This is a genomic window from Humitalea rosea, from assembly GCF_003253705.1.
GTDB lineage: Bacteria > Pseudomonadota > Alphaproteobacteria > Acetobacterales > Acetobacteraceae > Humitalea > Humitalea rosea.
The window spans coordinates 46,193-58,097 of the sequence record NZ_QKYU01000003.1; the positions used below are offsets into that span (position 1 = coordinate 46,193).

The 11,905-nt window shown below is 70.0% G+C and carries 9 protein-coding genes; 8 read left to right on the forward strand and 1 reads right to left on the reverse strand.

Features of this window, described 5'->3' with window-relative positions; genetic code table 11:
- The first annotated feature begins 8 nt into the window (after positions 1-8).
- Genes C8P66_RS03355 through C8P66_RS03385 form a run of 7 tightly spaced genes read left to right on the forward strand, consistent with a single transcriptional unit; the run spans position 9 to position 9,586 of the window.
- Positions 9-1,295, forward strand: a complete 1,287-nt coding sequence (locus tag C8P66_RS03355) for an ABC transporter substrate-binding protein (RefSeq protein ID WP_111396736.1) — start codon at positions 9-11, stop codon at positions 1,293-1,295.
- A gap of 4 nt (positions 1,296-1,299) precedes the next feature.
- Positions 1,300-2,112, forward strand: a complete 813-nt coding sequence (locus C8P66_RS03360) for an ABC transporter ATP-binding protein (protein WP_111396737.1) — start codon at positions 1,300-1,302, stop codon at positions 2,110-2,112.
- Positions 2,109-3,308, forward strand: coding sequence for a phenylacetate--CoA ligase family protein (locus C8P66_RS03365; protein WP_111396738.1), 1,200 nt, complete (start codon positions 2,109-2,111; stop codon positions 3,306-3,308). The genes C8P66_RS03360 and C8P66_RS03365 overlap by 4 nt, the downstream gene beginning before the upstream one ends.
- Positions 3,305-4,882 (forward strand): acyl-CoA synthetase, encoded by a 1,578-nt coding sequence (locus C8P66_RS03370; RefSeq protein WP_111396739.1) that lies wholly within the window; start codon positions 3,305-3,307, stop codon positions 4,880-4,882. The genes C8P66_RS03365 and C8P66_RS03370 overlap by 4 nt, the downstream gene beginning before the upstream one ends.
- A gap of 2 nt (positions 4,883-4,884) precedes the next feature.
- Positions 4,885-6,063 carry an isovaleryl-CoA dehydrogenase gene (locus C8P66_RS03375; protein WP_111396740.1) on the forward strand — a complete coding sequence of 393 codons (1,179 nt, stop codon included), beginning with the start codon at positions 4,885-4,887 and terminating at the stop codon, positions 6,061-6,063.
- Positions 6,060-7,628 carry a carboxyl transferase domain-containing protein gene (locus C8P66_RS03380; RefSeq protein WP_111396741.1) on the forward strand — a complete coding sequence of 523 codons (1,569 nt, stop codon included), beginning with the start codon at positions 6,060-6,062 and terminating at the stop codon, positions 7,626-7,628. Before C8P66_RS03375 ends, C8P66_RS03380 begins: the two co-directional genes overlap by 4 nt.
- Positions 7,625-9,586, forward strand: a complete 1,962-nt coding sequence (locus tag C8P66_RS03385; protein ID WP_111396742.1) for an acetyl/propionyl/methylcrotonyl-CoA carboxylase subunit alpha — start codon at positions 7,625-7,627, stop codon at positions 9,584-9,586. The genes C8P66_RS03380 and C8P66_RS03385 overlap by 4 nt, the downstream gene beginning before the upstream one ends.
- Here C8P66_RS03385 and C8P66_RS03390 read toward each other — a convergent pair.
- Positions 9,555-11,162 (reverse strand): MFS transporter, encoded by a 1,608-nt coding sequence (locus tag C8P66_RS03390; protein ID WP_111396743.1) that lies wholly within the window; start codon positions 11,160-11,162, stop codon positions 9,555-9,557. The genes C8P66_RS03385 and C8P66_RS03390 overlap by 32 nt on opposite strands.
- A gap of 161 nt (positions 11,163-11,323) precedes the next feature.
- On the opposite strand from C8P66_RS03390, the gene C8P66_RS03395 reads away from it, so the two are divergent.
- A complete protein-coding gene (locus C8P66_RS03395; RefSeq protein WP_111396744.1) occupies positions 11,324-11,881 on the forward strand; it encodes a carboxymuconolactone decarboxylase family protein in 558 nt (185 codons plus the stop codon).
- Positions 11,882-11,905: the final 24 nt, after the last annotated feature.

An 11,905-nucleotide genomic window follows, 5' to 3' on the forward strand; every position in this document is an offset into this window, starting at 1 on the left:
GAACGACTATGAAAAGCTCATTCCTGCTGGCGGCCGCAGCGGCCATCGGTCTTGCCGGGCCCGCCGTGGCGCAGCAACGCATCCCGGTCGGCCATCTGATGGACAATTCCGGCGCGACCTCGGACGTCGGCCTGCCCTATGGCCAAGGTGTCGCCGATACCCTCGCCTGGGTGAACGCCTCCCGCAACGGCATCTCCGGGCGCCAGTTGAATGTCCTCGGCTTCGACTACGGCTATGCCGCGCCGCGCGCGGTCGGCCAGTACCAGGCCTGGTCGCGCGACCGCGTCGTCGCCATCCAGGGCTGGGGCACGGCGGATACCGAGGCGCTGACCCGGTTCGTGACGCGGGACCGCATCCCCTACATCTCCGGTTCCTATTCCGCCGCTTTGACCGATGCTGCAGGGCGCAGCGGGCGCCAGGGTGTGGAGGCGACACCGTTCAACTTCTTCTACGGCCCCTCCTACAGCGACGCTTTGCGCGGGATGCTGCAATGGGCCAAGCAGGATTGGGACCGCAGCGGCCGCGCCGGCCGGCCGAAATACGTCCATATGGGCGCCAACCACCCCTATCCGAACTCGCCGAAAGAGGCCGGTGAGAGCCTTGCGCGCGAACTCGGTTTCGACGTGCTGCCCGCCATCCAGTTCGCGCTGACGCCAGGCGACTACACCGCGCAATGCCTGACCTTGGGTAATCAGGGTGCGAATTACGCCTATCTCGGCAATACCGCGGGCTCCAACCTCTCGGTGCTGCGGGCCTGCCAGACGGCGGGGGTGCAGGTGCAGTTCCTCGGCAATGTCTGGGGCATGGATGAGAACGCCATGAAGGCCGCCGGCACCGCCGCCAATGGCGTGGTCTTCCCGGTCCGCACCGCCGTGGTCTGGGGCCAGGATGCGCCTGGGATGACGACGGCGCGGCAGATCAGCCGCATCTCCGACCCCACCGGCACCGCCTATCGCACCGTGCATTATCTCGCCGGCATGTGCGCCGCGATGCTGATGACCGAGGCGATGGACACCGCGGCCGAAGGTGGCGGGGCCATCACCGGCGAACGCATCCGCGAGGGCTTCTACGCCCGCCAGAACTGGGTGCCGCGCGGCTTCGAGGGGCTGTGCAGCCCGTCCTCCTTCGCGCCCGACGATCATCGCGGCACGATGCGAGTGGCACTCTATCGCGCCAAGGTCTCGGGCGACACCTCGCAGGGTTCGGTCGCCGACCTCGTTGCGGCCGGCACCATCAAGCTGGAGCCGGTGACGGTGATCGAGCTGGAACGCCGCCGCGAATGGCTCGGCTGGTAGCAGCATGAGCGCCGCGCAGCCCGAGGTCCCGCCGCTCCTCGAAGTGAACAACATCGAGGTCGTCTACAGCGACGTGATCCTGGTGCTGCGCGGCCTGTCGCTGAAGGTGCCGAAGGGCGAGATCGTCGCCTTGCTCGGCGCCAATGGCGCGGGGAAATCCACGACGCTCAAAGCGATCTCAGGCCTGCTGAAGACCGAGGATGGCGAGGTCACGCGGGGTGATGTGACCTTCGCCGGCGAACGCATCAATGGCATCGATCCGCATCTGATCGTTCGCCGCGGCATCTTCCAGGTCATGGAAGGCCGCCGGATCGTTTCGGATATGACGGCGCTGGAGAATCTCCGCCTCGGCGCCTTCACCCGCCGCGACCGTGAGGTCGGGGACGACATCGAACGGGTCTATGGCTACTTCCCCCGCCTGAAGGAACGCACCGGCCTGGCCGGCTACCTTTCGGGCGGTGAGCAGCAGATGCTGGCGATCGGCCGCGCGCTGATGGCGCGGCCAAAACTGATCCTGATGGACGAGCCCTCCATGGGCCTCTCGCCGCTGCTGGTGCAGGAGGTGTTCGGCATCATCCGCAAGATCAACCAGGACCTCGGCGTGACCATCCTGCTGGTCGAGCAGAATGCGCGCATGGCGCTCTCCGTCGCCTCCTATGGCTATGTCATGGAGCAGGGCAAGGTGGTGCTGGATGGCACCGCCGCGGAGCTCGCCGACAATGAGGATGTGAAGGAATTCTACCTCGGCGGTCATGGCGCGGAACGGAAATCCTTCCGCAACCTGAAATCCTTCAAGCGACGGAAGCGGTGGCTATGAGCCTCGAATATCGTAGCCCAGAATATCGCAGCCCGGACCAGCGCGCCGCCGATATCGCGCGGGAACTGCCGGCGGCCCTGGCCCATGCCCGGCGGGCGGCGGCCTATCGCGACATGCCGGAAGTGCCGCTCGCCGACCTGCCGGTGCTGCGCAAATCCGATCTGGTCGCGGGGCAGGGGGCGGCGCCGCCCTTCGGGGGCATGAATGCCGCCCCGCTCGGCAGCCTCGCCCGGGTCTTCCTCTCGCCGGGGCCGATCGTGGAGGGCCATGGCTACGGCCCCGACCCCTTCCGCTTCGCCCGCGCGCTGACGGCCACGGGGCTGCGCCCTGGGGATCTGCTGCATAATTGCTTCGCCTACCACTTCACCCCGGCGGGCTACATGCTGGAGGCGGGCGCGCATGCCCTCGGCTGTCCGGTGTTCCCGGGCGGCACCGGCAACACCGAGCAGCAGGCCCGCGCCATCGCCTTGCTGCGCCCGCGCGGCTGGTGCGGCACACCCGACTTCCTCAAGACGGTGCTGGAGAAGGGCGACGAGCTGGGCCTTGACCTCACCAGCCTCGCGGTCGCGCATGTCTCGGGCGGGGCTTATCTACCGGCTCTGCGCGCCTTCTACACCGCGCGCGGCATCGCCGCCCGCCAGTCCTATGCCAGCGCCGATGCCGGCGTCATCGCCTATGAGACCGAGGCGAATGACGGGCTGGTGGTGGATGAGGGGGTGCTGGTGGAAATCCTCCGCCCCGGCACCGGCGAGCCGCTGCCCGAGGGGGAGGTCGGCGAGGTTGTCGTCACCACCCTGTCCGCCACCACCGCCTGGCCGCTGGTGCGCTTCGCCACCGGTGATCTCTCGGCGGTGCTGCCGGGGCTCTCGCCCTGCGGGCGCACCAACATGCGGCTGCGCGGCTGGATGGGCCGCGCCGACCAGGCGGCCAAGGTGCGGGGGATGTTCATTCGGCCGGAGCAAATCGCGGCCATCGCCCGCGCGGTGCCCGCCGCCGGGCGGCTGCGGCTGGTCGTCACCTTGGATGGCACCCGCGACGTGCTGACCCTGCGCGCCGAGGGCGACCCGACGCTCGCCGAGCGCCTCGCCGCAGCCCTCGCGGATGCGACCAAGCTGCGTGGCACGGTGGCGATGGCCCCGCCCGGCAGCCTGCCGAACGACGGCAAGGTCATCGAGGACCTGCGTCCCGTGCCATGATCGCCATTCCGCCCGTCTGCAACATCGCGACCGAGGCCTGTGACCGCTGGGCCGATGGCAGCGGCCGCGCCGCCATCCATCATTTGCGGGATGATGGCCAGCTCGAAACCTGGTCCTTCGACCGGCTGCGCGCCGCCTCCGCCCGGCTTGCCAATACCCTCGCGGCCCATGGGGTGCGGCGGGGGGACCGGGTGGCCGTGCTGCTGGCGCAGGGGCCGGAGGTCGCGGTGGCACATCTCGCGGCCTATCGGATGGGGGCCATCGCCGTGCCCCTCTTCGTGCTGTTCGGGCCGGAGGCGCTGGCCTTCCGGCTGCGCGACAGCGGCTGTGCCGCGCTGATCACCGATACCGCCGGCGCCGGGCTGGTGGAGGGGATCGGCGTGCCGCTGGTGCTGGCGCTCGGCGGCGGGCCCGGCGCGCTGGACTACGCCGCGGAGACCGCGCGCGCCGCCGATACCCATGCCGCGCTTGCGACCGGTGGGGATGATCCGGCGCTGATCATCTATACCAGCGGCACCACCGGGAGCCCCAAGGGCGCGCTGCATGGCCATCGCGTGCTGCGCGGCCATCTCCCGGGCGTGGAGATGCCACATGACGGCTTCCCCCAGCCCGGCGATCTGATGTGGACCCCGGCCGACTGGGCCTGGATCGGCGGGCTGCTGGATGTGCTGCTGCCGGCGCTCTACTGCGGCGTGCCGGTGCTCGCGCATCGCTTCCGGAAATTCGACCCCGAGGCGGCGCTGAGCCTGATGGCGACGCATGACGTGCGCAACGCCTTCCTGCCGCCGACGGCGCTGAAGATGCTGCGCGCCGTGCCGGTCGCGGCCCGCTTCGGCGCCCGCCCGCGCAGCCTCGGCTCGGGTGGCGAGACCCTGGGCGATGGGCTGCTGGACTGGGGGCAGGAGACATTCGGCGTCAGCATCAATGAATTCTACGGCCAGACCGAATGCAACCTCGTCATCGCCGGCTGCGCCTCCCGCTTCCCCCGCGCCCCCGGCAGCATGGGCCGCGCGGTGCCGGGGCATGAGGTCGCGATCCTGGCCGAGGATGGCAGCCCGACGCCCGAGGGCGAGGAGGGCGTGATCGCCGTCCGCACTCCCGATCCGGTGGCCTTCCTCGGCTACTGGCAGAATCCGGCGGCGACGGCGGCGAAATACCGCGGCGACTGGCTGCTGACCGGGGATCGCGGGCGGATGAACGGGCAGGGGGATATCTTCTTCCTCGGCCGGGACGATGATGTGATCACCTCGGCCGGCTACCGCATCGGGCCGGGGGAGATCGAGGACAGCCTGCTGCGCCACCCCGCCGTCGCCATGGCCGCCGTCATCGGCCTGCCGGATGCGCTGCGGACCGAGCGGGTCACCGCGGTCATCGTGCCCGCCCCGGGCTTCGCCCCGGATGCGGCCCTTGCCATCGCGATCCAGGACCATGTCCGCCGCCAGGTCGCCGCCCATGCCTATCCGCGGGAGGTGGTCTTCGCCGAGACCCTGCCGATGACCGCGACCGGCAAGATCATGCGGGGGGCCTTGCGCGCGAGCCTCGGCGCGCGCGACACAGAGGACGGAGGCGCCTGACCATGCTCTCGAACACCACGACCCTGCCGCAGCTCGACCATGGGTTGGGCGAGGATGTGGATATGCTGCGCGACAGCGTGCGCGGCTTCGCCGCCACCCGCATCGCCCCAATCGCCGCGGAGATCGACCGCACGGATGAATTCCCGCGCTACCTCTGGCCGGAGATGGGGGCGCTTGGCCTGCATGGCATCACCGTCGCCGAGGAACGCGGCGGCAGCGGCATGGGGTATCTCGCGCATTGCGTGGCGATGGAGGAGGTCAGCCGCGCCTCGGCCAGCGTCGGCCTCTCCTACGGCGCGCATAGCAACCTTTGCGTGAACCAGTTGGAGCGCAACGGCACCCTGGCCCAGCGCGCGCAATATTTGCCCAAGCTGATCAGCGGCGAGCATCTTGGCGCGCTTGCGATGAGCGAGCCGGGGGCGGGCAGCGATGTCGTCTCCATGAAGCTGCGCGCGGAAAAACGCGGCGACCGTTGGGTGCTGAACGGCACCAAGATGTGGATCACCAATGCCCATTACGGCGAGGTGATCATCGTCTATGCCAAGACCGATCCCGAGGCCGGGCCGAAGGGCATCACCGCCTTCATCGTGCAGCGCGATTTCCCCGGTTTTTCGGCGGCCCAGAAGCTGGACAAGATGGGGATGCGCGGCTCGCCGACCTCCGAGCTTGTGTTCCAGGACTGCGAAGTTCCCGAGGAGAATATCCTGGGGGTGCTCAACGGCGGCGTTCGGGTGCTGATGTCGGGGCTGGATTACGAACGCGCGGTGCTGGCCGCCGGTCCCTTGGGCATTTTGCAGGCCTGCCTGGATGTGGTCGTGCCCTATATCCATGAGCGCAGGCAGTTCGGGCAGCCGATCGGCGAGTTCCAGTTCATCCAGGGCAAGGTCGCGGATATGTACACCGCGCTGAACGCCGCCCGCGCCTATGTCTATGCCGTCGCCCGCGCCTGCGATGCCGGCCGCGCGTCCCGGAAGGATGCCGCCGGCGCGATCCTCTTCGCCGCCGAGGCCGCGACCAAGGCGGCGCTCGATGCGATCCAGATCCTCGGCGGCAATGGCTATATCAACGACTACCCGACCGGGCGGCTGCTGCGGGATGCCAAGCTTTACGAGATCGGCGCCGGCACCAGCGAAATCCGCAGGTTGCTGATCGGGCGCGAGATCTTCCGGGAATCCGCATGAGCGCCGCGGAGACCGCCGCCCGCCGTGCGCATATGCAGGGGCTGGTCGCGACCTTGCGCGAACGCACCGAGGCTGCGGCCCTCGGCGGCACCGAAGCCTCCCGTGCCCGGCATGAGTCGCGTGGCAAGCTGCTGCCGCGCGCGCGGGTCGAGGCGCTGCTCGACCCCGGTGCGCCCTTCCTGGAATTCTCGCCGCTCGCGGCCCATGGCATGTATGGCGGCGAGGTGCCTGGCGCGGGCATGATTTCCGGCATCGGCCGCGTTTCCGGCCGGCTCTGCGTCATCATCGCCAATGACGCCACGGTGAAGGGCGGCTCCTACTACCCGCTGACGGTGAAGAAGCATCTGCGGGCGCAGGAGATCGCGGCGCAGAACAATCTGCCCTGCCTGTATCTGGTCGATAGCGGCGGCGCGAACCTGCCGAACCAGGATGAGATATTCCCGGATCGCGACCACTTCGGCCGCATCTTCTTCAACCAGGCGAATATGTCGGCGGCGGGGATTCCGCAGCTTGCCGCCGTGCTCGGCTCCTGCACCGCCGGCGGGGCCTATGTGCCGGCGATGTGCGACGAGGCGATCATCGTCAAGGACCAGGGCACGATCTTCCTCGCCGGCCCGCCGCTGGTGAAGGCCGCGACCGGGGAGATCGTGACCGCCGAGGATCTCGGCGGCGCGGATGTGCACACGCGCCTCTCCGGCGTCGCCGATCATTTCGCGCTGGACGACCTCGACGCGCTCGGCCGTCTGCGCCGGATCGTCGCGACCCTCCCGGCGCAGCCCGTGCCCGGGCGCGCCCCGGTGCGCCCGCCGCTGCATGACGACATCGACGGGCTGATCCCCGAGGATGTCCGCACCCCCTATGAGGTCCGCGACATCATCGAGCGCCTGGTGGACGGCAGCGAGTTCGACGAGTTCAAGGCGCGCTATGGCGCGACGCTCGTCTGCGGCTTCGCGCATATCCATGGCATCCGCATCGGCATCATCGCCAACAACGGGATATTGTTCTCGGAATCCGCCCAGAAGGGCGCGCATTTCGTCGAGCTGTGCAGCCAGCGCCGCATTCCTCTGCTGTTCCTGCAAAACATCTCGGGCTTCATGGTCGGCCGCAAATACGAGACCGGCGGCATCGCCAAGGATGGCGCCAAGCTCGTCACCGCCGTCGCCACCACCAATGTCCCGAAGATCACCGTGCTGATCGGCGGCAGCTTTGGCGCGGGGAATTATGGGATGTGCGGGCGCGCCTATTCGCCGCGCTTCCTGTTCACCTGGCCGAACAGCCGCATCTCCGTGATGGGCGGGCCGCAGGCCGCCGCCGTGATGGCAACCTTGCGCCGCGACACCATCGAGGGGCGCGGCGGCGCCTGGTCGGCGGAGGAGGAGGCGGCCTTCAAGGCCCCCATCGCCCAGAAATACGAGGTCGAGGGCGACCCCTATCACGCCACCGCCCGGCTCTGGGATGACGGCATCATCGCGCCGTCGGAGACGCGCGACGTGCTGGGCCTCGCCTTCGCCGCGGCGCTGAACGCGCCCATTCCGGAAACCCGCTTCGGACTGTTCCGGATGTGATCCAGTCGCTCCTCATCGCCAATCGCGGCGAGATCGCCGTCCGCATCATCCACACCTGCCGTCGCCTTGGCATCCGCAGCATCGCCGTGTTCAGCGAGGCCGATCGCGACGCCCTGCATGTCGCCATGGCCGATGAGGCCGTGGCGATCGGCGCCGCGCCGGCGCGGGACTCCTATCTCCGCGCCGATGCCATCCTTGACGCCGCCCGCCGCACGAGGGCCGAGGCCATCCATCCCGGCTATGGCTTCCTGTCGGAGAACGCCGATTTCGCCGAGGCCTGCGTCGCCGCCGGTTTTCGCTTCGTCGGCCCGCCCGCCAGCGCCATTCGCGCCATGGGCAGCAAGGCGGCGGCCAAGACGCTCGCGGCCTCGGCTGGCGCACCGATCCTGCCCGGCTACCATGGCGAGGACCAATCCGACGCCCGCCTGCTGGCCGAGGCCGCCCGCATCGGCACGCCCCTGCTGATCAAGGCGACGGCGGGCGGCGGTGGCCGCGGGATGCGCGGCGTGAGTGATGCCGATGAGTTCGCCACCGAACTCGCCGCCGCCCGCCGCGAATCCCTGGCCGCCTTCGGCGATGACCGCGTGCTGCTGGAGCGCTGGCTGCAACGCCCGCGCCATGTCGAGGTCCAGGTGTTCGGCGATATTTTTGGACGCGTCGTGGCCCTTTCCACCCGCGACTGTTCCCTGCAACGCCGCCATCAAAAAGTGCTTGAGGAAGCCCCGGCCCCGGCGCTCCCGGCCGAAATGATCGCCCGTCTGGAGGCCAGCGCCGTCGCCGCCGCCAGTGCCGCCGGCTACCACAACGCCGGCACCGTGGAATTCGTGGTGGAGGGCGACCAGGCCTCCTTCCTGGAGATGAACACCCGGCTGCAGGTCGAGCACCCGGTCACGGAGATGGTCCTGGGCCTGGATCTGGTCGAATGGCAGCTCCGGGTCGCCTCGGGCGAGGCGCTGCCCGCCTCCTGGCCCCCGGCGCCCAAGGGCCATGCCGTCGAGGTCCGCCTCTGCGCCGAGGACCCCGATCAGGACTGGCGCCCCTCCACCGGCCGCCTCACGCGCTTCACCATGCCCAAAGCCGACGCCAGCCTGCGAGTGGAGACGGGCGTACGGCAGGGCGACGTTGTCACCCCCTATTACGACAGCATGATCGCCAAGCTCGTCGCCCATGGCCCAACGCGGGCGGAGGCCCTGGCGCGGCTGGCCGAGGCCCTCGCGACGGCCGAGGTCGCGGGGCCGGCGACCAACCTCGGGCTGCTGCGGCGCATCATCCGCCATCCGGCGCTGCATGCGGCCGCGCTCGACACCGGCTTCATCGCCCGCCATGCGGAGGATCTGCTGCCCGCGCGCGGCGTGGCGCCCCTCCGCGTCATGGCCGCGGCCATCGCCGCCCGCCTGCCGGTCGCGAGCGGGGACGACCCCTGGGCGCGGGCCGACGGCTTCCGCCTCCAGGGCGTGGCGACCTTGCGGATGGTGCTGCTGGATGGCGATGACCGGCACAGCCTGATCCTGACCCGGCCGCGGCAGACACCCTGGCAGGTGGCGCTGCCCGGTTGCGAGAGTGCCGCGATTTCGGCCCATGCGCTCGATGATGGCGCCCTGCTCGTGAGCTGGGGCGAGCAGGTCTTCCGTGCCCAGGTGTTCGAGGACCGCGTGACCCTGGCGGGCATCACGTATCGCCTCGGCTTCGCCGATCCGATGGCGCCGGCGGGGGGCGCGGCGGCGGTCGATGGCCGTCTCTCGGCGCCCATCCCGGGCCGCGTCGCCGCCATTTCCACAACGGTGGGCGATCAGGTGGTCCGGGGCCAGGTGCTGGCGGTGATCGAGGCGATGAAGACCGAGATACGCCTCGCGGCACCGGCCGATGGCATCGTCGTCCATATCGGCTGCGCGGTGGGCGAGATGGTGGAGGAGGGGCGGGAGGTTGTTACCCTCGGCCCCCTTCCGGCAGTACATTGAGGTAGCGGGCAAGCTCCGGCGTGCTGCCCGCGATCTGCAGGCTGGCGGCACGCGCCAGAACGGCCCTGTCCTCCGGGGTCAGCCGGGCGGTTTCGCGCAGATGGTCGGTCCAGCTTTCCACCGCCCATAGCTCGATCCAGCGTTCCGGGAGGGCGACATCCTCATAGAGGCGCCAGGTCACCGCGCCGCCGCGCAGCCGCACGCGGCGGCATTCGGCCATGGCGGCCAGGAAGGCGGCGCGATCGGCGGGCAGGATCGTGTAGCGCACGACCTCCAGCACCCGGCCGGACTGCTCGCCCAAGGCCTGGATCAGATCGGCCGAGGGAGCATCCGGGCGGGCTGGCGTGGGGATCGTCTCGGCCTCGGCGGTGAGCGGTGCCTCGATCTGTGCCCGCCGCACGAGCCAGGAGGCGATGGCCCCGAGCACGCCGAAGGACACCAGCGTCACCGGCAGCCCGACGATGTGCCCGGCGATGCCGGCCAAGGTCGATCCCGCCGCCAGCGCGCCGAAGAAGCTCAGTTGGTAGATCGCGATCGCCCGCGCCCGCACCCAGCCGGGTGCGGCGAATTGCGCCGAGGCCTGCAAGGTGCTCGCCACCGTGATCCAGGAGATGCCGTAGCCGACCATGCCGATCCCGGCCACGAACCAGTGGAAGGACACCCCGAGCAGCGCCAGCGACGCCCCGGACAGCATGGTGCCCATCAGCACGATCTTCGACCGGTCGGCCCGCGCGCGCAGCCAGGGCAGGGCGAAGCCGCCGCCCACCGCCCCTGACCCCATCGCCGTCAGCATCAGACCATAGGATTCCGGGCCGAGGCCGAGCTGTTCGCGCACCAGCAGCGGCAGCAGGCCCCAGACCGCCGCGCCGAAGAAGAAGAAGGCCAGGGCCCGCAGGATCGTCGCCCGCAGCAGGGGCGAGGCGGCGACGAACCGGACCCCGGCCCGCATCGCTGACAGGAAGTGCTCCTTGGGCAGGGTGCGGTTCGCCTCCGACGCCTCCCGTCGCCAGAACAGCAGCGCGATCAGCAGCAGGCTGGCGCAGATGGCATTCAATGCGAAGGACGCGGCAGTATCGAACCAGCCGATGACGAAGCCGCCGACCGCGGGCCCGAGCGACCGCGCGAGGTTGAAGCCGATGCCGTTCAGCGCGATCGCCTGCACGAGGTCGCTGCGCGGCACCAGCTCGGGCGTGGTCGCGGCCCAGCCCGGAAAGGTCATGGCCGTCCCGGCGCCCACCGCGAAGGTCAGCGCGAGCAGGCTCCACGGCCCAAGCATCCCGCCCCAGGCCAGGGCGCAGAGCAGCAGCGACACCGCCACCATCCAGAGCTGCGCCGCGATCAGGAACAATCGCCGGTCGAGGATATCGGCCAGCGCCCCCGCCGGCAGCGCCAGCAGGAAAACCGGCAGCATCGAGGAGGCCTGCACCAGCGAGACCATGATCGGGGAAGGGTCGAGCGTGGTCATCGACCACCCCGCCCCGGTGTTCTGCACCCACATCCCGGCATTGGCCGCGAGGTTTGCCCACCACAACATGCGGAACGCCGGGTGCCGGAGCGGTGCGAAAGCAGATGCCATCCCATGCCTATATCCCGAACCCGGACCCGGCGGACAGTGACTGACCTGCCCGGGGACTGACTTGGCCGGGGACTGACCCTGGCCGGGGACTGACCTGGCCGGGGCTGTGGTCCGGCGCGGGATTTCGCTAGCCTGCTCCCGACCGCCTGGAGGAAGCCCGTTTGACCGACCGTTGCCGCATTGCCCTGCCTGCCGAGAAGGACTGGACCGCCGCGCAGGCCCAGGCCGTCGCCGAGGTCACCGCCGGCCGCCGCGGCCGTATTCCCGGCCCGATGATCGCCTGGCTCGCCAGCCCCGAACTCGCCCGCCGCGCCCAGACGCTCGGCGAGTTCTGCCGCTACGAGACGATGCTCGGCCCCGTGCTGTCGGAGCTGGCGATCCTGCTGACCGCGCGGCATTGGACCAGCCATTACGAATGGATCGCGCATAAGCGCGCGGCGCTGGAAGCCGGCCTCGCCGCGGCGGTGATCTCCGATATCGCCGCGCGCCGCCGCCCGGGGCTGACCACGCCGGCCGAATGGGCCGTCTATAACGTGAGCCAGAGCCTGCTGGAGACGCGAGGGGTGCCGGAGGCGCTCTATGCCGAGGGTGTGGCCGCCTTGGGCGAGCGTGGCATGGTCGAGCTGGTGGGCCTGCTCGGCTACTACGCGATGGTCTCGATGACCTTGAACACCTTCGGGATCGGGCTGCCGGAGTCGGTCGCGCCTGAACTGCTCTGACTGAACGGGTTTGGTGCCACCGGA